This window comes from Zhongshania sp. R06B22 (genome assembly GCF_040892595.1).
GTDB lineage: Bacteria > Pseudomonadota > Gammaproteobacteria > Pseudomonadales > Spongiibacteraceae > Spongiibacter > Spongiibacter arctica.
This window is the reverse complement of the sequence record NZ_JBFRYB010000001.1, coordinates 2,716,226-2,738,781: the sequence shown is the minus strand read 5'-3', so window position 1 is coordinate 2,738,781 and position 22,556 is coordinate 2,716,226. Positions and strand designations below refer to the sequence as shown.

20 protein-coding genes and 3 tRNA genes are annotated in these 22,556 nt (G+C 49.5%); 14 read left to right on the top strand and 9 right to left on the bottom strand.

The features are described 5' to 3' along the window. Nucleotides 1-174 precede the first annotated feature (174 nt). Nucleotides 175-657 carry a glutathione peroxidase gene (locus tag AB4875_RS12490; protein ID WP_368376388.1) on the top strand — a complete coding sequence of 161 codons (483 nt, stop codon included), beginning with the start codon at nt 175-177 and terminating at the stop codon, nt 655-657. Next, nucleotides 654-1,121, top strand: coding sequence for a MarR family winged helix-turn-helix transcriptional regulator (locus AB4875_RS12485; RefSeq protein WP_368376387.1), 468 nt, complete (start codon nt 654-656; stop codon nt 1,119-1,121). Before AB4875_RS12490 ends, AB4875_RS12485 begins: the two co-directional genes overlap by 4 nt. A 68-nt stretch (nt 1,122-1,189) precedes the next feature. Here the strand turns inward: AB4875_RS12485 and AB4875_RS12480 are convergent, their stop codons facing one another. The 3 genes from AB4875_RS12480 to AB4875_RS12470 are packed head-to-tail and all read right to left on the bottom strand — an operon-like array spanning nt 1,190 to nt 3,999. After that, complete coding sequence (locus tag AB4875_RS12480) at nt 1,190-2,566, bottom strand: NAD(P)(+) transhydrogenase (Re/Si-specific) subunit beta (protein WP_368376386.1); 1,377 nt, start codon at nt 2,564-2,566, stop codon at nt 1,190-1,192. Then, nucleotides 2,566-2,856 carry an NAD(P) transhydrogenase subunit alpha part 2 gene (locus AB4875_RS12475; protein ID WP_368376385.1) on the bottom strand — a complete coding sequence of 97 codons (291 nt, stop codon included), beginning with the start codon at nt 2,854-2,856 and terminating at the stop codon, nt 2,566-2,568. The genes AB4875_RS12480 and AB4875_RS12475 overlap by 1 nt, the downstream gene beginning before the upstream one ends. 9 nt (nt 2,857-2,865) lie before the next feature. Beyond that, on the bottom strand, nt 2,866-3,999 hold the full coding sequence (locus AB4875_RS12470) for an NAD(P) transhydrogenase subunit alpha (RefSeq protein WP_368376384.1): 1,134 nt from the start codon (nt 3,997-3,999) through the stop codon (nt 2,866-2,868). A gap of 339 nt (nt 4,000-4,338) precedes the next feature. Here AB4875_RS12470 and AB4875_RS12465 point away from each other — a divergent pair, with 339 nt between their 5' ends. Beyond that, complete coding sequence (locus tag AB4875_RS12465) at nt 4,339-6,720, top strand: CHASE domain-containing protein (RefSeq protein ID WP_368376383.1); 2,382 nt, start codon at nt 4,339-4,341, stop codon at nt 6,718-6,720. A gap of 115 nt (nt 6,721-6,835) precedes the next feature. On the opposite strand, the gene AB4875_RS12460 is transcribed toward AB4875_RS12465, so the two are convergent. The 4 genes from AB4875_RS12460 to AB4875_RS12445 all read right to left on the bottom strand — a co-directional run bounded on the left by AB4875_RS12460 (nt 6,836) and on the right by AB4875_RS12445 (nt 10,728). Further along, complete coding sequence (locus AB4875_RS12460; RefSeq protein WP_368376382.1) at nt 6,836-7,252, bottom strand: pyridoxamine 5'-phosphate oxidase family protein; 417 nt, start codon at nt 7,250-7,252, stop codon at nt 6,836-6,838. A gap of 47 nt (nt 7,253-7,299) precedes the next feature. Continuing rightward, nucleotides 7,300-8,133 (bottom strand): CvfB family protein, encoded by an 834-nt coding sequence (locus tag AB4875_RS12455; protein ID WP_368376381.1) that lies wholly within the window; start codon nt 8,131-8,133, stop codon nt 7,300-7,302. Between the two features lie 274 nt (nt 8,134-8,407). Next, a complete protein-coding gene (locus AB4875_RS12450; protein WP_368376380.1) occupies nt 8,408-9,583 on the bottom strand; it encodes a thiolase family protein in 1,176 nt (391 codons plus the stop codon). Nucleotides 9,584-9,738: 155 nt separating this feature from the next. After that, the gene (locus tag AB4875_RS12445; protein ID WP_368376379.1) at nt 9,739-10,728 is read right to left on the bottom strand and encodes a GlxA family transcriptional regulator; all 990 of its coding nucleotides are present in this window, start codon (nt 10,726-10,728) and stop codon (nt 9,739-9,741) included. 104 nt (nt 10,729-10,832) lie between these two features. Between AB4875_RS12445 and AB4875_RS12440 the strand changes: the two genes are divergently transcribed. From AB4875_RS12440 to AB4875_RS12410, 7 genes are all read left to right on the top strand, one after another. Next, complete coding sequence (locus AB4875_RS12440) at nt 10,833-12,710, top strand: beta-ketoacyl synthase (protein WP_368376378.1); 1,878 nt, start codon at nt 10,833-10,835, stop codon at nt 12,708-12,710. Nucleotides 12,711-12,852: 142 nt separating this feature from the next. After that, nucleotides 12,853-13,269, top strand: coding sequence for a PilZ domain-containing protein (locus AB4875_RS12435; protein ID WP_368376377.1), 417 nt, complete (start codon nt 12,853-12,855; stop codon nt 13,267-13,269). 119 nt (nt 13,270-13,388) lie between these two features. Further along, nucleotides 13,389-13,907 (top strand): SRPBCC family protein, encoded by a 519-nt coding sequence (locus tag AB4875_RS12430; protein WP_368376376.1) that lies wholly within the window; start codon nt 13,389-13,391, stop codon nt 13,905-13,907. Next, a complete protein-coding gene (locus AB4875_RS12425; protein ID WP_368376375.1) occupies nt 13,907-14,467 on the top strand; it encodes a nitroreductase family protein in 561 nt (186 codons plus the stop codon). Before AB4875_RS12430 ends, AB4875_RS12425 begins: the two co-directional genes overlap by 1 nt. Continuing rightward, the gene (locus AB4875_RS12420) at nt 14,467-15,297 is read left to right on the top strand and encodes a crotonase/enoyl-CoA hydratase family protein (protein WP_368376374.1); all 831 of its coding nucleotides are present in this window, start codon (nt 14,467-14,469) and stop codon (nt 15,295-15,297) included. Before AB4875_RS12425 ends, AB4875_RS12420 begins: the two co-directional genes overlap by 1 nt. 133 nt (nt 15,298-15,430) lie before the next feature. Next, complete coding sequence (locus AB4875_RS12415; protein ID WP_368376373.1) at nt 15,431-16,006, top strand: lysophospholipid acyltransferase family protein; 576 nt, start codon at nt 15,431-15,433, stop codon at nt 16,004-16,006. Between the two features lie 91 nt (nt 16,007-16,097). Next, nucleotides 16,098-18,269: a PQQ-dependent dehydrogenase, methanol/ethanol family gene (locus AB4875_RS12410; protein ID WP_368376372.1), complete on the top strand. Its 2,172-nt coding sequence runs from the start codon at nt 16,098-16,100 to the stop codon at nt 18,267-18,269. 170 nt (nt 18,270-18,439) lie between these two features. Here the strand turns inward: AB4875_RS12410 and AB4875_RS12405 are convergent, their stop codons facing one another. Together AB4875_RS12405 and queD are read right to left on the bottom strand one after the other, a co-directional pair. After that, nucleotides 18,440-19,414, bottom strand: a complete 975-nt coding sequence (locus AB4875_RS12405; protein WP_368376371.1) for a porin — start codon at nt 19,412-19,414, stop codon at nt 18,440-18,442. A 618-nt stretch (nt 19,415-20,032) separates the two neighbouring features. Next, nucleotides 20,033-20,389: a 6-carboxytetrahydropterin synthase QueD gene (queD, locus tag AB4875_RS12400; RefSeq protein ID WP_368376370.1), complete on the bottom strand. Its 357-nt coding sequence runs from the start codon at nt 20,387-20,389 to the stop codon at nt 20,033-20,035. A 261-nt stretch (nt 20,390-20,650) separates the two neighbouring features. On the opposite strand from queD, the gene AB4875_RS12395 reads away from it, so the two are divergent. The 4 genes from AB4875_RS12395 (at nt 20,651) to AB4875_RS12380 (ending at nt 22,508) form a co-directional block, all read left to right on the top strand. Further along, nucleotides 20,651-20,726 (top strand) — tRNA-Val (locus AB4875_RS12395). 19 nt (nt 20,727-20,745) lie between these two features. After that, nucleotides 20,746-20,822, top strand: a tRNA-Asp gene (locus AB4875_RS12390). An 81-nt stretch (nt 20,823-20,903) separates the two neighbouring features. Beyond that, a tRNA-Asp gene (locus tag AB4875_RS12385) sits at nt 20,904-20,980 on the top strand. 184 nt (nt 20,981-21,164) lie between these two features. Beyond that, nucleotides 21,165-22,508: a hypothetical protein gene (locus tag AB4875_RS12380; protein ID WP_368376369.1), complete on the top strand. Its 1,344-nt coding sequence runs from the start codon at nt 21,165-21,167 to the stop codon at nt 22,506-22,508. Nucleotides 22,509-22,556 lie beyond the last annotated feature (48 nt).

Sequence of the window (22,556 nt, the reverse complement as noted above, 5' to 3'; positions counted from 1 at the left end):
GTCCGCAGTTTATCTATAGAGTAATCATATACCTTATCGGCAGAAAATCGCTGCGCTTGAGCAATGATTTTATATCGCGCGCGATATACTTGTGTGCGATATACATTTTTGTTTTAATGTTTGCTGGGGCGAGAATTGGTCCACGCCAATAAAATTATTCACTGGGGAGTTAATATGAGTACATTATACGATTTTGAAATTTCAAGCTTGCAGGGTAAACCGCTGGACTTGTCTGCCTATAAAAACAAAGTCGTGCTGGTGGTCAACACCGCGAGTAAATGCGGGCTGACGCCCCAGTACGAAGGTTTGCAGGCGTTGTATGATACCTACCAAGACAAGGGCTTGGTGATACTGGGTGCGCCTTGTAATCAATTTGCGAACCAGGAGCCTGGTGACGCTAATACCATCGAAGGCAGTTGCCTGATGAACTACGGGGTTAGCTTTCCCATCACGGAAAAAATTGATGTGAACGGCAAAAATGCTCACCCCTTGTTTGCGTATTTGAAAAAGGCGGCGCCAGGTACCATTAGTAATACTGTGAAGTGGAATTTCACCAAGTTTCTGATTGGTAAAGATGGTGTGGCGATTAAGCGGTATGCGCCAACAACCAAGCCGGAGAGTTTGGTAGCGGATATCGAGGCGGCCTTAGCCGTATGAGTGATGGGCTAGTAGATGCGCTTCCGCCGCAGCTTCGCTTAGATAATCAACTGTGTTTTCCCTTGTATGCGGCGTCGCGAATGATTACCCGCTTGTATCAGGATAAGTTGACGCCGCTGGGGCTAACGTATCCACAGTATATTGTCATGATGATTTTATGGGAGAGTGCGCCTTGCGCGGTTAAGCTCGTTAGCGAGCGGGCCTTGCTGAATACCAATACCTTGACACCACTTTTGAAGCGCCTAGAGCAACAGGGGTTTATTATTCGCAGCAGAGCGGTCGACGATGAGCGCGTCGTTATGCTGCATCTCAGTGAGTCGGGGCTTAGTTTGCGGGATGAGTGCGAATGTATTCCGGAGGCTTTGCTAGATAAATTAGCCGTTGAGGAGTGCGATTTGCTGCAGCTAAAGGATATATTAACCCGGCTATTGCCGGTGTTGAGTGGTGGTGCAGGCAGGGGCTAACACAGTTTGTGTAGGCGAAAAAAAACGGGCTCTTAAGAACCCGTTTTTTTGTTTAACACCAAGCGAAATTAGCTAAACGATTTAACAATATTACCCAGCATTTCTTTGGCATCACCAAACAGCATCCGCGTATTGTCTTTGAAGAACAATGGGTTGTCGATACCGGCAAAGCCAGACGCCATTGAACGCTTCAATACGAAAACATTGCGAGCCAAATCCACATTGATGACCGGCATGCCGTAAATTGGGCTGCCTTCCATTTCACGCGCGGCGGGGTTAACCACGTCGTTGGCGCCGATAACAATCGCTACGTCGAAGGTTTCCATGCGCGGGTTAACCGCATCCATTTCCAGCAGTAAGTCATAGGATACGTCGGCTTCTGCAAGCAGTACGTTCATATGACCTGGCATGCGGCCAGCCACCGGGTGAATGGCATAAACCACTTCCGCGCCATTCTTTTCCAGAATTTCTTGTAACTCTTTTACTACATGCTGTGCTTGTGCAACGGCCATACCGTAACCAGGTACAATCACGACGCTAGCAGCGGCTTCAAGTACATAGTAGGCATCCTCTGCTGTCATAGCCTTGGCTTCGCCTTCGATCTTAGCGGCAGTGCCTGTAGCTGTGACTACGCTGAAGCCGCTAAATAAGACGTTGCTCAGAGAGCGGTTCATCGCCTTGCACATGATTTGGGTCAGGATGATACCGCTGGCGCCAACCAGCGCGCCGGCTACGATCAGGATAATATTGTTGATCGCGATACCGGCCGCGCAAGCTGCTAAGCCTGAGTAGCTATTTAGCAGCGAGATTACTACCGGCATATCGGCGCCACCGATAGGAATAACCAGCATGATACCGAGTAGCAGCGATAGACCAATAACCAAATACAAGTAGATGGAAGTAGCTGGGCCAGCGCTGATAGTGAACATCACGGCAGACGCGATAATGGCAATAATCAACAGTATGTTAAATACCCGTTGGCCGCTAAATACTAGGGCTTTGCCTGAGATTCGCTCGCTGAGCTTGCCCCAAGCCACCATGCTGCCAGAGAAGGTCACGCCACCGATCAAGATAGATAGCACGATGGTGATTAGCACAAAGGTGTGGGCATCTTGCATCCCATACAGTGCGCCCCAACCAACGAATAAGCTCGCTACACCGCCAAAACCGTTAAACAGTGCGACCATTTCTGGCATGCCGGTCATTTCAACGCGGCGTGCTATTACTGCGCCGATTAAACCGCCGACAACGATGCCAGCAACGATATATTTGTAGTCAATAATACTTTGGTCGAGCAAAGTAACTACTACCGCGATAAACATACCCAGTGCAGATACTAGGTTGCCTTTACGGGCAGTCGCTGGAGAGCCCAGCATTTTAAGACCAAAAATAAACAGCGCGGCCGCTACCACATAAGATAGGTTGACCAGTAATTCAATACCCATTACTTAGCGCTCCCTTTTTTCTTAAACATAGCTAGCATGCGGTCAGTGACCATATAGCCACCGATAACATTGATGGTTGCCATGGCGACTGCCACGGTGCCAAGAATAGTTGCAAGCACGGCGTGCTCGGCGCCGGCCGAAGTCAGTGCGCCAACCAGAGTGATACCGGAGATCGCGTTTGACCCAGACATCAGCGGGGTGTGCAGGGTTGCGGGTACTTTATTGATCAGCTCAAAGCCTAAAAATATAGACAGCATTAAGATGAAAGCCAAAAAGACAGCGTTTTCCATCATCTTCTCCTAGTTAATCAGGTTTTTAATGGTTTCGTTAACGATCTCGCCGCCGTGGGTAATCACACAGCCCTGCAGAATATCGTTTTCCATGTCGATAACCATTTTCTTGTCATCGGCGATCCAGCCTTCATCAACTAAGTTGAAGAGGTTGGCAGAGTACATTTGGCTAGCATCTCGACTAACGAAATTCGACCAGTTGCCGTCGCCAATAATGGTGACACCGTCTACAACTACGGTTTTGCCAGCAACAGAGCCTTCGACGTTACCGCCGCTTTCAGCTGCCATATCGACGATCACAGAGCCGGGTTTCATGCCCTTAATCATGTCGCTGGTTACTAGTACTGGTGGCTTACGACCGAATAGCTGCGCTGTTGTGATCACGATGTCAGACTCAGCAATTTGCTTCTTCTGACCTTCGAGCTGCAGTTTCATCTGCTCTTCAGTTAGTGCTAGCGCGTAACCGTCTTTGGTCTGACCGGTTTCGCCCAAGTCAATTTCTAGGAACTTGCCGCCAAGTGAGCGCACTTGCTCGGCAACTACGCTGCGGGTGTCAAACGCGACAACCTTGGCGCCAAGACGTTTGGCGGTGGCAATCGCTTGGAGGCCGGCAACGCCAGCGCCGATGATGAAGGCAGTAGAGGGCTTCAAGGTGCCGGCTGGTGTCATCATCATGGGAAGGATGCGCGGAAGTTTAGTGGTGGCAAGCAATACCATCACATATCCTGCCAAGCTAGCTTGAGAGCTCAGTGCGTCCATTTTTTGCGAGCGCGTGCTGCGGGGTATCATTTCCATGCTGATCGCACTAACACCACGATCACGGAACGCTTTAATAAGGTCGTGCTCGTTAAATGGGTCCAGATAGCTGACGTGAATACAGCCGGATTTCATCTGTCCAATTTCGTCCAAGCTGGGTTTGCTGATACGCAAAATGATATCAGCACTCGCCAGCACGGCGTTGCGGTCAGTAATAATAGTGGCGCCAGCGTCGGTGTATTCTTCGTCGCTAAAGCCGCTGCCTAAGCCTAAGCCTGCTTCGATTTGAATCGTAGCACCGGCCCTGATCAGCTTTTTGGCATCTGTCGGAATGATCGCTACGCGGTTTTCACCGCTTGCGAGTTCTTTTGGGATTCCTATGAGCATTGTTGTAGATCCATTATGGTTAACAATTTGGTTTTGCGTAAAACGGCGTAGGATATTACAACTGAGCTTAAGAAGCGATAAAAGTGTGGTTTAACTAAGCAGTCTAGCGGAATAGAAATACCCCATAAATTAGTATGATAGCGTCATGTATTTACTTGATGGTGGCTGTATTGCTTCTTTGGTTTAGGCGTTTTTCCTTATAGGGTTGATGGTCTTAGCCCCCTAAACTGCCCGGCAAGTGGGATGATATTCGACCAGTGCGGGTAATGTTTTGATACGTGTTAATAACTTTTTGATGAAATACCTGATTGATAGCTTCATTAATTTGGGCACGCTCTAATGCTTAATCGGCTATCGATTTTGATTTTTCTTCTTGCTCTTGCCTACTTCGTGATGGGCAAATTAGCCCTTTTTCTCGCTATACCTCCCGGTTATGCCACCGCGATTTGGCCGGCAGCGGGTGTGGCGCTCGCTGCGCTGCTAATAAAAGGGTATCGCCTATGGCCTGGCGTTTTACTCGGTTCATTTTTGGTTAATATTGGTTCACTGCCAGACACGTCTGAGCCCCTAGCTGCGATGGCTTCAGGTTTAGTTGTGCCGTTTATTATCGCCTCCGGGGCGGCCTTGCAAGCTGTCTTCGGTGCGTGGTTAGTGCGTCGATATATTGGTCTTAACATCACGCTTGATAGTGTCAGGGAAGTCCTGCGCTTCATCATATTTGCCTGTGGTATTGCTTGTACGGTAGCTGCAAGTATTGGCACGGCCACCTTGGTAATAGCGGGCTTGCTGCCCATTGAGAACTTTGTGTTCAACTGGTTGACGTGGTGGGTTGGTGATGGTCTGGGGGTGATGACCTTTACCGTCTTAATGTTGGTCTGCTTCGGCGAGCCGCGAGATATATGGCGTAGTCGGCGACGAATCCTTCCTTTAATAATGGGGGGCGTATCGGTTGTTGTTGTGACCTTGTATATTTTCGGCAGTCGCTGGGAACTTTCTCGACAGCAAGCTGAGTTTCGCCAGTACAGCGAGCAAGTTTTTAGTCGAGCACAGGCGATTATTAATGCTCATATCGAAAATTTATATGCCCTAGGCGCATTTTTTGAAGTTTCTAGCGATGTTACCGTCCTTGAGTTTGACGCGTTTGTTGATGGCTTTTTGAAGCGCAATACCGGTTTCCAAGCGATGGCATGGGTACAGCACGTGAGGGAAGATAAGCGACAGCTTGTTGAGTCGCAAATGAGCGCTGAGCAAGGCTTGCCTGTCGTTTTCACGCGGCGCTCTGATGAGCAAGGATTGGTTCCTCAGTTAAGCCATGATGAATATGCAGTTATTCGATATATTGAGCCTTTGGCGCAAAATGTGACAGCCGTTGGATATGACATCAATTCAAACGCGCTCGTGCGTCAGGCATTATCGCGTGCCTTAACCTCTGATGAGCCGGCCACCACTGGGCCGCTCCCCTTGGTGCAGGGTCGGTCTAATGACTTAGGTTTAGTCGTATATTTACCAGCTAGCGTGAGAGGGCTTGCAAGGGGTGAGGGTGCACTGCTTGGCTATGTGGCAGCCGTGTTTCGTATTCAAGATTTGATGGGTTTACTCTTATCGCCGGATTCTTTGCGCCATATTTCGGCCTCAGTGTCAGCGCAAGAAGGCAGTACTTTTTATGCCAGTAGTAAGGAGCCCTTGGGGCAAGCGTTGTTTTCAGAAAGTGCGATATTGGATTTTGCGGATAGTAAGTGGACGTTTAAGCTGGATGCCGATCAGCAATATTTGGCGGGTGGGCGCTCTATGGTGCCTTGGGGTATGTTGGCGGGCGGGATGTTGTTTACGGGCTTGCTAGGCATGACATTTTTGGTGCTGACAGGACAAAAATACAGTTCCGAAGCTGCTCGAAAAGAGTTGAAAGCAATGTTGGCTAGGCTGCAAGACACTCAAGAGCATTTGGTCGAGTCTGAAAAAATGGCGTCTCTGGGTGGTTTGGTCGCTGGCTTTGCCCATGAACTTAATACACCGCTTGGTATTGCGATAACGGCTGAGTCAACCTTGCAGCGTGATTTGGCTAAGCTGAGTGCGGCCATGGGTGGTGCGACTACTCCCCGTGCATTGACAGATATGCTGGGGAGAATGCAGGAGGCATCGCGTATTGTGCTAGCCAATGCGCAGCGCGCGGGTGCATTAATAATGAGTTTTAAGCAAGTGTCGGTTGATCAGGCAACTAGCGAGACACGGACGATTAATCTACATGACTATTTAGCAGACGTGTTGCTGCATTTGGCACCAAACTATCGTCGTAGCGGTCATCAAGTCCTGCTCGATTGCCCGCCTGATATTAGTATCCGCACGGTACCGGGTGGTATTTCCCAAGTGGTGATTAATTTACTAGCCAATAGCCTTATTCATGCTTTCACCAGTGACCAGAAAGGGCATATAAGCTTGAGTGTGCGTCAGTCTTCTTCTGGGGTCGTCATCCGATTTAGTGATGACGGCATCGGGATTCCCGAGCAGGACCAGAAAAAGATATTTGAGCCTTTTTATACAACCCGTCGCAGCGCGGGTGGCACAGGCTTAGGTTTGCACATTGTTTACAATACGATAATACGCCAACTACAAGGGCGTATCTCAGTCAGTAGTCAGCCTGATCAAGGTACGACTTTTGAGATTAGCTTACCCTTGACGATTAATGATGCCGAATACCAGGATTCTTCGCCTATGGCGGCCTGATGAATCTGGCGAGCTGCCCTGCCAATAGCTGGGAGGGAGCCGTAGCAATCATAAAGTATCAATACATTACGCGGCCATACCCTGAGGGCTTTCCTCATCCTTGCTCGCTCGGTGTTTATTTGCCCTGCATTCGCGCGCTAAAATCCCAGGTCGACATGGTCTTTATTTCTAGCCGTATGGCATACTCGTCTTGGCTGCGACTCAGTAACCACTTCGTCAAGCTGGGTTGCGAATTGCCAACGTAGCGCTCTAATAATTGTCCAAGTACGAGTCCATCGCTGTCTTTTTCAAGGCTGGCAATGGCTTTGCCCCTTACGCCCTTATATGGCATTTCATTAATTGAAACTTCAAATGCGCAGTTTGGGTTTTTCTTTAGTACGCGGATTATTTTGGCAGAAGCGTGGCTCGCGCAAAGAATATGATCCTCATTGAGGATAAACCAAAGCGAGCAGACGATGGGGAAACCGTCATCATCGATAACGGCTAATCTAATGGGGCTGCTTTGCGTGCTCAGGAATGTCAGTGCATCCATGGTGTTTTTTCCATTATGTTCATTGTGCTTGAGCTGAGGAAAGGTAGTTAGGATTCTATTAATCTAATTCCAGCATCTTCAATGGTGATGCGTTGTTGCTTATAAAGGCGGCCGATTGCCTGTTTGAAAATCTTTTTACTCACGCCGAACTGCGCGTAGATCTTTTCTGGTGGACTTTTGTCGCCGACCTCAAGAAAGCCGTCATTTGCTTCAAGTTGGCTAATTATTTTACTTGCTATGTCGCTGCCGCCGACTGTGAGGACGGGCTGAATGCTTAAATCGATGCGGCCATCGTCGCGCACTTTTTTAACGTAGGCTGTGAGTTTTTCGCCTTTGCGTATTGGGCGAACGAGATCGCTGTCATAGAGCAGCCCCCAGTACTGATTTTCTATCACCGCCTTGTAGCCAAGTTCGGTTTTATTGGCAACGGTGACAGTGAAGGACTGACCACGGCTAAGTTGCGGCGCGGTGTCTTCAATAAACTCGTCTAGCTTCATGGATGCGACGATACGGTAGCTTTTATCGAGATAGATTTTGACCAGCACTTTCTTGCCTGCCGTGATTTCACCTACGTGCTCTGCATAGGGCATGAGTAATTCTTTGTCTAAGCCCCAGTCTAGGAAGGCACCGGTATCGTTGATCTGAGAGACGGTTAAAGGCAGCACGTCACCCAGCTGGCCAAGTGGTGTTTTAGTAGTTGCAATTAAGCTGCCGTCACTATGGTGATGAACAAACGCCTCTAAGGTGTCACCTAGTTCACAATTTTCCGGCGCGTTCTTACGGCTTAAAAAAATCTCCCCCAGCTTGCCACCGTCTAAGTAATACCCAGCTTGGGTGTGACGTTTGATGGTTAGGCGGCTAGTGCGACCGATTGCGGTCATGGGGTGTTCCTCATTATAGAAAGAAAATAATAGTGAGAGCTTTGCATCATTGTTGTTTTGATCGCTGGCGGTGTTAACAGCATACTCAATGAGGCATTTACCTTTGCAAATGGTCGTACTGTCTGCGCTTTTCTTGCCACTGAGTAAAAGCTGGCTTTGTGCAGCGCTCGCATTGCAAGATTATACGCTAGGTAGCGATGTTAGAAATGAAAATGATTTAATGTGTGGTGGAGATGGCGGCCAGAGAAGTCTCTGGCCGCCAATACAGCGCTTACTAGACTAGCTCGATTGCCACAGCAAGGGCTTCACCGCCGCCAATGCACAGCGAGGCGATACCGCGTTTTTTGCCATACTGCTGCAAGGCATATATCAGGCTGATAATGATGCGCGAGCCGGTAGAGCCTACCGGATGGCCTTGAGCGCAAGCGCCGCCGTGGACATTCACTTTGGCGTGATCGAGTTCAAGGTCACGAATCGCCAGCATAGTTACCATGGCAAAGGCTTCGTTAATTTCCCAAAGATCAACATCGTCTTTGCTCCAGCCAGTTTTAGCCAGCAGTTTTTGCATGGCGCCGACGGGTGCGGTGGTGAACAGCTCGGGATCTAGAGATTGACGGGTGTGAGCAACAATACGTGCCATGGGCGTTGCGCCACTTTCCTTGAGTGCTTTTTCGCTCATTAATACCATGGCAGAGGCACCGTCAGAAATCGAACTGGCGTTTGCCGCTGTGATAGTGCCGTCTTTAGCGAAGGCCGGGCGCAGCGTAGGCACCTTTTCTAACATAGCTTTTAGTGGCTGTTCGTCATCGCTGACAAGGGTTTCGCCCTTGCGCGTTTTAACTGTTACGGGGGCGGTTTCCGCTTTAAGCGAGCCGTTTTCAATGGCGGCGCGGGCGCGGGTTAAGGATTCAATCGCGTAAGCGTCCATTTGCTCGCGGGTAAAATTGTTATCGTCGGCAGTTTGCTGGGCAAAGCTACCCATCATGCGGCCGCTGTAAGCGTCTTGTAAGCCGTCGATGAACATATGATCTTCAAGCGTTTTGCCGCCGGTGCCAACACCTTTGCGTGCGTTCAATACAATGTGTGGTGCATTGGTCATGCTTTCCATGCCGCCAGCAACAATGATGTCGCAGCTGCCCGCTTTAATTTGGTCGTGGGCATAGATGGTCGCTTGCATGCCAGAGCCACACAGTTTGTTCACTGTGACGGCGCCGGTGGATTTTGGAATGCCTGCAGCGATGGCGGCCTGACGTGCCGGGCCTTGTTTTAGGCCAGCGGGTAAGACGCAGCCCATTATCACATCTTCAATTTTTCCGGCGTCAATATTGCTGCGTTTCACCGCTTCGGCAATGGCGGTTGTGCCGAGTTCGACTGCGGTGAGTGAGCTAAATACGCCGAGCATGCCACCCATGGGCGTGCGTGCGCCGGAAACAATATATACGTCAGACATAGGATGTTTTCCTGTTGATGTGCGTTTAGATCCGCAAAATACGTGATCTTTAGACGCTAATTTTTAAGAAAAGGAATTTTTAGAGGCGGCATATTTAGCCATGGGAAGCCCTAATTTTCAAGGTTTTACGGCATTTCTATTACTCAGGATAGCTTTCATTTTTTGTCGACTTCGAAGAGTTTCCTGCGGACGGCGCGCCGGTATTCACCGGGGCTGGCACTGCTGTGTTGCTTAAACAGGCGACAAAAGTAGCTGGCATCACTATAGCCGCATTGTTGACCAATTTCTTCGACGCTCAAATTGCTGTTCTGCAATAAGTCCTGGGCGAGTTCGATGCGTAATTTTTGTAGGTACTGCAGTGGCGGCAGACCAGTGATTTGTCGGAAGCGGCGATGGAAGCTGCGCTCGCTGAGTCCGCTGTGCTTGGCTAACTCTGGAATGTTAAGAGGCGTGGCGATATTGCGGGCCAGCCAGTTTTGGGCGAGTGCAATGACTTCATCACGGTGTAAATCGCTTCGATTGACGCGGTAACTATTGCGGGAAAAAGGTCGCCGGCTTTCGGGTGAGAATTGTTGAGCGACCCGATTGGCAATAGAGGGGCCCCAGTAGCGATCAATAAGATGAATAATGAGATCTGCGGCAGAATTTACGCTACCAGTGCAGTAAATATTGTCAGCCTGGGTAATGAGGTAGTCGCGTTGCAGTGAGACCTGTGGATAGCGGGCGGCAAAGTCGTCAAAATAGTGCCAGTGGGTGGTCGCCACCTGTCCATTTAGCAAGCCTGCTTCGGCCAGAAAATAACTGCCGTTGCCGACCGCGCAAATTTCGGCCCCTCTGGCGGCATGTTCTTTAAGCCACTGCTGTACGTCAGTTCGAGTGGGCGAACCGCGGTGGGGATGACGCCAGCGACTCGGAACAATAATAAGGTCGTATTCCTTGCCACTGCTGAGATCGGCATTTGGCAGGATGTGCATACCTCCAGACACGCTAATAGGCGAGGGATCTAAGCCGATAAATTCGGAGTGCATAATGGGCTGGCGTTTGTCTCGGCGTGACACGCTGTTTGCCGCCGTTAACAGTTCATTGGGTAAGCTAATGCTGGTGGCGAGTGCATCGTTAAATGCCAGCAGGGCAACGTGTTTCATATTGGCGTGATCATCTTATCTATTGGCGGTTATATTCTATTTCAATCTCACTAACATCGATAGACTAGCGCTCTTATAGTTTATGCCGTGTGTAAGGATTAAATGTGAGTAAGTTGCCAGTCATCGTCGGGTTTGGGGGCGTCAATGCCGCCGGCCGGAGTTCATTTCATCACGGTTATCGCCGCTTGGTAGTAGATGCTTTACCCGAGGACAAGGCTGCGCGCACCTACCGCAGTTTAGCGGCAATAATGGGTATCCCTGCAGATCAGGCCGGCTCAGATACGCAGCGTCAATATATGCGCGATCACACCTTGATTCGCAAAATTGAAGGCAATATTTTTGATACAGATCAGGTCGGCTGGAATAAGCGCATGGCGCTCAGCGGTGCTGACGGCGTTTTGGAGTTTGTAACCCGCGCGCGGGATTTGCCTGATGCCTTGCCCGGTGGCTGGGAAGTGACGGAGCTGGGTGGCGGAAAGGTGTCAGTGCGCGTGGGTGAAGACTGTCATGTCTTATTGCCGACCACACGAAAAATTGAGGTGTCTTCAGCGGGGCAGTTGCCCACCGGATTTGATCCGGCAAGTCTATACGCGTCTAGAAATCATCCGCGTGGCTTGCAAATGGCCATCTGCGGGGCCTCAGATGCGCTAAAGTCGATGGGGTTAGAGTGGCAGACGGTGATGGATAATATCCGCCCAGATCAAATGGGGGTATATGCCAGCTCGGCAATGGCGCAGTTAGATGACAATGGTTTTGGTGGTTTGCTGGGCGCGCGTGCCAATGGTGGCCGGGTTAGTTCTAAGCAATTGGCTTTGGGCTTGGCTGATATGCCAGCTGACTTTGTGAGTGCCTATGTGCTGGGCAATGTTGGCACTAGCGGCCCCAGCTTGGGCGCTTGTGCAACCTTCTTTTACAATCTGCGCCAAGCAGTCAATGATATTCGCAATGGTCTTACCAAGGTGGCGGTCGTTGGCGTGGCGGAATCCGGGGTTGATCCCCGTGTTATTGACGGCTACTACACTATGGGCGCCTTGGCCTCGGATGCGGATTTGCTGAAGCTGGATGCGGGAAAAGGGCTTACCGAACCGGATTACCGCCGCGCAAGTCGGCCATTTAGTAGCAACTGCGGGTTTACGATTTCAGAGTCCTCACAGTTTATTGTGTTATTTGACGACGAACTGGCTTTGCAGCTTGGCGCCCAAATCCACGGGGCAGTGGCCGATGTTTTCACCAATGCTGATGGCTACAAAAAATCTATTTCTTCTCCTGGTGTTGGCAATTATTTGACTGCGGCTAAGGCGGTGGCGGCAGCATCCGGTATTATTGGCGACAAGGCGATAAAGACGCGAAGCTTTGTGCAATCACACGGTACTAGTACTCCACAGAACCGTGTCACTGAGTCGCATATTTTGAATGAGACTGCCAAGATATTTGGTATCGAGAATTGGCCCGTCGCTGCGATAAAGGCTTATATAGGCCACAGCATCGGTGCGTCTTCTGGTGATCAGCTTATTGCCAGCCTAGGGGTGTGGCAGGACAATATCCTGCCTGGAATAGCAACTATCGATCATATCGCTGACGATGTTCATCAAAGTAATCTGCGCCTGCAAAAAGAGCATATGCATGTCGAGCCCGATAGCCTTGATGTTGCAATCTTGAATGCCAAGGGTTTCGGTGGCAACAATGCCAGTGTTGCCCTTTTGGCACCGCACCTCAGTGAAAAAATGCTCAGGGGGCGCCACGGCAATAAGGCGTGGCAGGCCTATTTGGTTCGTCGAGAGCAGGTTCAGGCTGCAGCTGCGGATTATGATGACGCCGCCTGTGAAACTGGTTTTAGTGTGCGCTACCAGTTTGGTGAAAACGTGCTTGATGGTGGCGATCTTGAGATGAGTCGCGCGGGTATTGGTATCAAGGGCTGGGCAGAAAAAGTGGCGCTTGAGTTTGAGTCGCCCTATGCATCGTGGTTGAAATCTAAGGATTAACTAAGTGGTGGTGGCGTACTCATTAAGTTTAGATATCGCCAATTCGACGCTGGAGCACGGGTAAGTACGGATAGGTAAATGCCAGCATATATGGCCCACTTTAAGCTGTGTTGCGCTACACAGAATACCTAAGGGGGCTTGTATGCGGGAATTTATACGTCATGCCAGCGATTTTCCGGTCGCTGTGAAAGTGATAGGGGAGTCAGCTTGTCGGCGCGGGTGTTTGCGCGACGTCAGTATCGCAGGCCTTTCTTTTGATGTAGCGTGCAAAATTACGGTCGGCAGTAGAATAGACTACTATGTGCCATCCCTGTCTGACGAGTCAGCTGGGCGTGGCCGTGTTATATGGTGTCGGCCATTGTGCTCTAGCTATCGCCTAGGTGTAGAGTTTGTAGATGAGCAAGATGCTTATCGCACACGGATGGTCGAGCAGGTTTGTCAGATTGAGAACTATCGTCGCGAAGTAAAAAAGCGTGAGGGTCGGGAGCTTGATCCCGAAGAGGCGGCGGTTGAATGGATAGCGGCATACGCAGAGGATTTTAATCGCCGATTTTCCTAATCCCTAAGCGGCGTTTAATGTCTAGTAGATGCTTTTCAAGTCGAGACAGCTAATCGAATTCATGGTTGAATAGATCTCCCGAAACTTCGGGAGTTTTTTTTGCCTAGAGGAAATGGACAATGAGACATGAGGCGGCTGCGCGAGTCGTTATAAATATGCCAAAGGAGCAGGCGTGGAATTTGCTAAAGGATTTGTCGCTTGCCCATAATTACGTACCAGGCATTACTCGCACTGAAATAACCACGGATAAGACTGAGGGCGTGGATGCCAGCCGCAGGGTGTTTCAGGCATCGGGTAAACCTCTGGATGAAACGGTGTCGGAATGGTCTGACGGCCAGGGATTTTTAATTCGGCTTCACAATGGCGAGAAGGGCGCGCCACCGCCGTTCGCTCGGGCCGCGTTTCGCTACCGCTTGGATGACGCCGGTCATAACTGCACGGCACTTACCACTAGCCTAATGTTCGATATGCGCTGGGGCGGATTTGGCCGATTTTTGTATGAGCGCCTATTACATAAAGTATTTCGAGGCGTTATCCGTGATGTGGCAATAAGTATGAAGCAATTCTATGAAAGTGGAGAGCCAGTGAGCCCAGAGCAATTGAAGCAACTTCGTGTCAGCGCTAAGCAGGCGGCATAATGGATGCACTAACGCTGCTTAAAAGTCGTAATTCGGCAGCCAGATTATGCGCACCGGGGCCAGATGATAATGCGCTAGCTGAAATCTTTGCGTCTGCGAGTCGGGCACCTGACCATGGTCGTCTGCGGCCGTGGCGTTTTTTACTTGTCCGCGGCGACGCCTTATCAGCGCTGGGTGAACTATTCGCGGATGCTGCACAGGAGCGTGACTCCAGCGTGAATGAGGCGGATCTACTGCGCTGTCGGCAGCAGCCCCTGCGTGCGCCACTTATTTTGGTGGTGATTGCCTGCATTAGTGAGCACCCGACTGTGCCGCGTATTGAGCAACAGCTGTCGGCGGGCTGCGCCGCATATGGTGCGCTTCTGGCAGCCGAAGCTTTGGGTTACGCAGGTATTTGGCGCACAGGTGCCAACGCTTTTGACCAAATAGTTCACCGTGGTTTAGATCTAGAGAGCCACGAAGAAATTTCTGGTTTTTTGTATCTGGGTACACGGGGTGGGCAGTCAAAACCCCTTCCCGAGCTGGCTCAGACTGATTTTATGAAAGAGTGGAGACAATAATGAATAATGTGGTTCCCCCAAGTTACACCACGCTGCAAGTGCGAATGGAAGAACATGTCGCCTGGGTTGCGTTTAACCGCCCCGACAAAGCTAATGCGATGAACGAAGCAATGTGGGATGAGATTCAGGCCTGCTTTGAATGGTTAGATCAAGAGCCTGTTGTGCGTGCTGTGGTGTTGTGCGGTGAAGGTCGTCACTTTTGCGCAGGTATTGATTTAGCAATGTTTGCAGGTTTGGCTGGTGCGGCAGACGAATTGGAACGGTCTCGCTTTGTTGAGCAATTTCGCTCTGTCATTTTGCGATTGCAGGGAAATTTAACCGCTATTGAACGCTGTCGTAAGCCAGTTCTAGCCGCTATTCAGGGCAGCTGTGTGGGTGGCGGTGTCGATGTTATCAGTGCCTGTGATATGCGTTATTGTTGTGACGGCGTCAAATTTTCGATAAAGGAAATCGATATAGGCATGGTGGCAGATGTGGGTACCCTGCAGCGGCTGCCGCATATTATCCCCGCCGGAGTGATGCGTGAACTCGCCTACACTGGGCGCAATGTAGATGCAGCCGAGGCAGAGCGTATTGGTTTGGTTAATCAACGTTTTGATAGCTATGAAGAAATGATTGAAGCGGTTTCCGCGCTTGCTCAAGATATTGCTCGTAAGTCGCCATTGGCGATTCGTGGCTGCAAGCAAATGTTGCTTTATACCCGTGACCACAGCGTGGCAGATGCCTTAAATTATCAGGCGACTTGGAATGGTGGCATGCTGAGTTTTGAGGATGTGATGCTAGCCATTGCCGCGACGGGCGAAGGTAAGACCGCCGATTTTAAAGATTAAGATTCGTTTAAATACCTTTTCCACAAGGGCAGGGTGCTTGTACTGATCCTGCTTGTTGGTAAACTCCCCGTAACCAAAAATAAGCGCAACAATGATGTAGTGTCTGTTAGTTGTGCCAGAGTGATTCTGATTCATGCAAACCCGTACTGTTTTTAACACGCCTATTGTGCGCGGCTTTTTCCGTTTGATGTTTATAACCCTTACTTGGCTGCGAGGCTGGGAAGTAGTCGGTGAAAAACCTAGCCATAAGAAATATATATTGATTGCAGCGCCGCATTCCAGTAATTGGGATTTTCCGACGATGATGGGGGCGGCTTTTGTATTGGGTTTAGATGTCCACTGGATCGGTAAGCACACCTTGTTTCCCAAGGGAGTGGTGGGCTTTGTCATGCGTTGGTTTGGTGGCATTAGTATCGATAGACGTAAAACAAATAACACCGTCGATCAAATTATTGAGCAGTACGCTTTGCGAGATGATCTGCTGGTATTGATAGCGCCAGAAGGCACAAGGAGCAAGGTCGACAACTGGAAGGCAGGGTTCTATCACATTGCGGTCGGCGCCGGCGTGCCAATTTATCTTGCTTTTCTTGACACCAAGAAGCGGCAGACTGGCATTGGCAAGGTGTTTTATCCTAGTGGCAACTACGAAAAAGATCTTGCTGAGATAAAGTCGTTCTACAGCGATAAGGTCGGATTTAATCCAGAGTGAGCATAGTGCTAAGGAGCTCGGTTTAACGCTGTTACATGTCGGCGCACGATGTTTGGCAGCGAACAAAATATAATAATAGTGAGAAATGGTCATGTTAAAAATCAGTAGCAATATTATGTCGGCGGTATTTGTTGTCGGTATGGTATTCCATTCATTGTTTGCTTATGCCGGTGCTACAACAAAGGTTAATACCGAGAGTATCGTTGCTAATTCGCCGGACAATTGGTTGTCTTATGGCAAGGATTACAAAGAGCAGCGTTACAGTGAATTAGATAGAATCAACGTCGGCAATGTCGCAGATTTAAGTTTGGCGTGGTCATTTGATACTGATTTTAATCGCGGTCTTGAGGCAACGCCAATCGCAATAGACGGGGTGTTGTACTTAACGGGTAACTGGAGTGTGGTCTACGCACTGGACGCCCGAAGTGGCGAGTTGCTGTGGAAGTATGATCCGCAGGTTCCTCGTGAGTGGGCGAAGATGGCTTGTTGTGATGTGGTTAATCGCGGCGTGGCAGCCTACGAGGGCAAGATAATATTCGGTACCCTCGATGCGCGCTTAATTGCCTTGGATGCTGTTAGTGGTGAAAAAGTTTGGGAAGTTGCAACCGCTGACATCAAAGCCTACCCCTATACGATTACGGGCGCGCCGCGGGTAGCCAAGGGTAAAGTTTTTATTGGTAATGGCGGCGCGGAATATGGTGTGCGCGGCTATGTCAGTGCCTACGATGTGAACACCGGTGAGCAACTGTGGCGCTTTTACACGGTTCCCGCTAACCCCGCAGACGGCTTTGAAAACGAGGCGATGAGAGCTGCGGCGGAGACCTGGACCGGTAAGTGGTGGGAGTACGGGGGTGGCGGCACGGTCTGGGATTCTATCGTTTACGATAATGAATTAGATCAGCTTTATATCGGTGTCGGTAACGGATCGCCGTGGAATGCGAAAATACGCAGTCCGGAAGGTGGCGACAATCTTTATTTGTCGTCGATTGTTGCGCTTAACCCCGACAGTGGCGAATACATTTGGCACTATCAGGAAACGCCGGCCGAGTCCTGGGATTACACCGCCTCTCAGCACATCATGCTTGCTGATATGGATGTTAAAGGTGAATCGCGCAAGGTTATTTGGCATGCACCTAAAAATGGCTTCTTTTTCATTTTAGATAGGCTCAATGGCAAATTACTTTCTGCTGAGCCCTATGTTGATGTGAACTGGGCAAGTCACTACGATTTAGAAACTGGGCGTCCTGTCGAAACTGAAAATGCTCGCTATTTGAACGAGGCGCAATTGGTTAGACCGTCGTCTATGGGCGCCCACAATTGGCAGGCAATGGCCTATAGTCCGCAAACCGGCTTGGTGTATATCCCTGTTATTAATAGCTTGTTTGAATATAAAGCAGTGGATGATTATTTATATGAGTGGGGGCAGTGGAATTTAGGCGTGTATCTCCAGCAGCAGGCCGTTGCAGACCCTATCTTAGCCCAAATATTGGTCCGTAAAATTACGCAGGGCGCTCTGTTGGCCTGGGACCCTGTTAAGCAGGAAGCGGCGTGGCAGGTGCCACATAAGCTAACGTGGAATGGTGGCATATTAGCGACAGCTGGCGGTCTGGTTTTCCAGGGGTCGGCGGAAGGCGAGGTGCTGGCGTTTCGTGCTGACAATGGCGAAGAGCTGTGGTCATTTGACGCAAATACCGGTGTTATGGCGCCGCCAGTCACTTACAGCGTTGATGGCGAGCAGTATGTAACAATTTTAGCCGGCTGGGGCGGTGCTTTTGGTTTGATCGCCGGGCTAGAGCAAGAGGTGTCACCGCCACCAAGTCGTGTATTGACCTTTAAATTAGGGGGCGTAGCGGCACCATTACCAGCGAACCCGCTCAAACAAACGCACGAGCCACCAGCGCGTTTAACAGAAGATAAAGCGGTGCTTGAGAAGGGTAGAACGCTGTATTACGCTTATTGTAGTGCCTGTCACGGCACTGAGGCTATTTCAAACGGAGCAATCCCTGATTTACGTCATTTGCCCAAGGCTTTCCATGATAATTTTAATGCGATTGTGCTCGATGGTGTTATGGCGAAAGCGGGGATGGTCGGTTTCTCTGAAGTGCTAAGTGACGCTGATGCCTACGCATTACACGCGTATATTTTAGAGCAGGCCAATGTAGATAGAGAGAGCCGCGAGCAGCCAGAGTGGTGGAAAACCATCAAGACCTGGGTTTACGGTGTGGTCGCTAAGTTATTAGGTTTTGCGATGAGCTTTGCCTAGCGAAGCTCTTCTAAGACTTGGCGGCAATAACGCCGCGTGGTTTTTGTGTTAATCACTACGCGACCGTTAGAGTTTAATTTTTATTAGAAGGCTGGAGTTGGCGTTGTGTGTTTCTTAGTGAATATATACGCCAACGCCAGCTACCTTTCTCGTCACTGGCATGTGACTCATTAAAACCGCAGTACCATACCAATACCGGTCGTGCGGTCTTTTGAGGTGCTAGTCGCACTGGACTTACTCGTCACTTGCGCGCTATAGCCATACGCCGTTAATGACTTGCTGATTCTATAGTCGACACCGGTCGCAATTTGATCTAACTGCTTGTCGCCATTAAATAGGTCGATCTCGGTGTGGCCTATTTGAAATTTAAAATCGAGCTTATTGTTGGCGTGATAGGATAGGCTTAGCACGCCGGCTTCTTCATCTTCGTCGTTATTGTTTATTGGTTTACTGATTTCGGAGGTTTGAATGAGTATGCCAAGGTCAATATTCATGATCTCTAGATGAGCAATCGCGCGATTAACATTCTTGCCATTAACTTCTTGGTCATGTGCAAATCCGACTGCCACACCGTCGCCATCGTAGCGCACGGAGATGGTTGTGCCGTCGGCCGGACCGTCTTGGTTGGTGCTGCTGTCTTCGCCCGGTACGACAGCAATACTGCCGCTTAGGTGATCAAATAGACGGGGTGAGCTATAGCGAATGGTGTTTTTCAGCCGATTTTCACCACTTAAGTAGTATTTGACGTCTCCGACCGCAAGATTGTTAAATAAGTCGACTTCTCGACTCATATCTTTAGTTGCGGTATTCATTTGCCCTGCAACCACTGTACCCCAGCTGCCAGTTAGGCCGGCAAAGGTGTCACGTTGCTTTAAGCTCTGCGCGTTCCCGGTCTCACCATCATCGATAGCAACTTCGTACTCGACTTGAATAATGGCGCTTATATTGGTGTCATCAATTGGGATGTCGCCTTTTATACCGATTCTTGAGGCGTTGCTATTTAATTCCCATTGCTTGGAGTTTGAGTCAATTCCTCGTTTGGTGTTTTGATATGAAATATTTGCCTTCCCATAGAAAGACACATCTGCGTGTGCGAGCGGCGCAGCGCAGAGTATTAGTATGGTGGGTAGCCGCTGTGGTTTCATATAGATCTCTCAGTGTGATGCGAGATAAGTCGCCGGACGACTTTTTCTTATTTTGGATGTTGAGGTTTTATTTCACGGATAAGTTTATGACAGTAATGTGACTAAATGCGCTTTATTGTGACGGAATTATTACAGCTTAAGGTTCTTGAATTACTGAAGTTTAAGTGGGTTGATTTCTAGGCGAGCTAGGGATGGCATACGCCACTCGGTGTGTCATAGCGATTATGAATTGCAAGCCCTCGATGGATAAATTTAATATAAAAAATTTCTTGTAGTAACGTCTTGGTACTGTTATTGGGGTGAAATGTTGTCCACAGTATCTGTGGATAACTTGGTGGGTAACTTGTAGGTTGTCGCAGGAGAGGGAGGGTTAATCGGCATTTTAACAAATTGTTCAAAAAACAGTCATTTTAATAAATACTATAAAAAACAGTTAGTTAGTGATGCTTTGTGATTCTTGTTATAACGTTGTTGCGCTAAGCGACAAGTTTTTCTCCTTGATCGCTTATCTGTGAATAAGTGTTACGTCAAGGCTTAAATGATGTTACCTGTTACGTATTTTCACCTATTGCTGAATATTTTACCGAGGATGCTCTCTATCGGTGCGGGGGCTAAAAATTACCCTCCCCTGTAAATGCACCCGCTGGTGCAGGTTTCTCGGATTTCGACCTGACTTAGTGCGCCGAGTAAGGGCTTCAATTGCGTCCATATCCAGATCGCGATATTTTCGCTGGTAGGGTTTTCGAGTCCGTCGATGTCGTTTAAATAATTGTGGTCCAATTGCTCGTAAATGGGCGCGAACACTTTTTTCACCTCTGAAAAGTCCATAAGCCACCCCGTTTGGGGATCGATATCGCCAGCGATAAATATTCTGACCAGAAAGCTATGGCCGTGCAGTCGAGCGCATTTATGCCCTTCGGGAACGTTGGGAAGTCGGTGAGCCGCTTCAAAGGTAAACTCTTTGTATATTTCCACGTGTCAGTCTCGGTTTTATGATGCAAGAGCGCTTGCTTGGTATCAGTTAATGGATTGGGCGCCAATGTTAATCAGCTAGCAGGGCGCTGTACAGCTCGCCTTACTTGATTGACTTGCTGGTCGTTTCTGGGCTTGGGGAATTTGGATAAAAAATGAGCAAAATCAGTGTTATAGCTTTTTTCCAAAGAAATTGTGAAAAAACACCGCACAGCGTTTGACACCCAAAGCGATTCCTGTAGAATGCGCCTCACTCGATTGAGAGGGTGATTAGCTCAGCTGGGAGAGCATCTGCCTTACAAGCAGAGGGTCGGCGGTTCGATCCCGTCATCACCCACCATAATCGAGTAAAAGTATGCGGACCGGTAGTTCAGTTGGTTAGAATGCCGGCCTGTCACGCCGGAGGTCGCGAGTTCGAGTCTCGTCCGGTCCGCCAACTTTTAAGTTTTAGACCTCCTCTTGCTTTACCTCATATTTCGCATGGCTCGCCTGATGCCTGTGACTTATGTTTATATCTGGACCGGTAGTTCAGTTGGTTAGAATGCCGGCCTGTCACGCCGGAGGTCGCGAGTTCGAGTCTCGTCCGGTCCGCCAACAAATCCTATTACTGCACCATCCCTCAATATTTCCGTTTTCGTCTTTCTGCTACGTGATTTTTTCCTGTACCTTGTATTTCTCTCCTATAATTCGGTGTAGGTAATTCCGCATGGCTAAAGCATTGCGTGTTACGTTCCGCATGGATGTGCAAACGATATAACAAAGTATTCTTGGGGGTTATTTGGGCGGGTTAACGGAAGCAGTCGTTTTCTTTAAAGACGCGGAAGTCGTTAAAGAAATGTTCTTTGCAGAGTTTGAGGCAGTGCTGGATGATGTGGTCGGTATTCCCGATTTCGCGAGTGATGAGATTCAAGCCGCTTTCGTGCAAATCGACGAGACTTTAAGGGTCACTGGGGTGGTGTTTTTTACCATCAGTTTTGACAGCCGCGGAAAAGTAACCGGGCAGTGGAATATCCCCCTTCGTCATCTCCTTGATCACGCCAGCTACGGCCCTGACTTAGGCGCTGGGCCTATCCGTGTGGCCTGCCGCAGCGCTTGTCCTGTAGCATGGTATCGTCGACAGCTGTGGGATCCAGACACCGCTGCGACTGGTACGTTTAGTCGAATTAGTACGGCAGCGCTGCGCAACCGCCTAGGTATTATTAGTGAGCGCTCCGATCGCGTCGTTTCTCGCGCAAATGTATCTGATTTTTTTAAAACTCCAGATAATAGTCCGCTGCAGGCAGAGCACTCGACGCCCGCCAGTGCGGCGCCGGGGCCGGTATTTCATCGTCGATATCGCAGTAAACTGCGGGCCATACGCAGCGCGGAGCAGCTAAAACTGGCCACCCAGGCGGAAACTTTTAGCCGCGCGCTGGAGTTGCAGGCGGAGGATTTTACTCGCCAGCTTTTAGATCGTGAATCATTGATTAGAAACCAAAAGGTCAAACTGGACGAATTACTGGTCTTAGAGCAAGAGGTGCAATCGCGTTTAGATCGCCAGCAGCGCTTAATGCATCAAAAAACCGAAGAACTAGAGGCCTTGTTTGAAAAAGGCGGACAGGACTACCAGAGTCAAATGGAAGGCTTGCGTAAGGAGTACGCTGAGGAGCTGGAGCGCCGCTTAAAAGATCAAGCCATTCATTTAGAGGATGCTCTGCGTCGGCGCGAACAAGAACTTTATGACCGCGCCACTGAAATTGTCGAGTTGCGTGGTGAGTTAAGCGCGCTGCGAGAGCAAAACCGTAGGCTAATGGTGGATAGTGACGATAAGCTGCTTAAGACCATGGTTGAAAAAGGCGTGGTGTTCATTGCTTACCACCCCGGTGTTGAACATTTGGTTATCTCTCAGGATGAAATGCCGGAATATCTTCGTGACCCGCTGGCGTATGTGGCGTTGCGATGCGAGGTGTCAGATACACAGTATCGAGAGTGGCTAGCGCATTATCGTTTACCAATATGCCGGGCGACTGATGACGAGATGCAATACTGTGGTCAACCTATTAAGAAAGTGATGCGGCCTATGTTGTTCCGTTCGGGTGAAAGCGATCGCTGTCACGAACATAGCGCCTCAGGGTTGGCGTGAGGGCTTTGCTTTTTTCCGCTGATTTAATCAAGGTGGTATAAGGTCCAA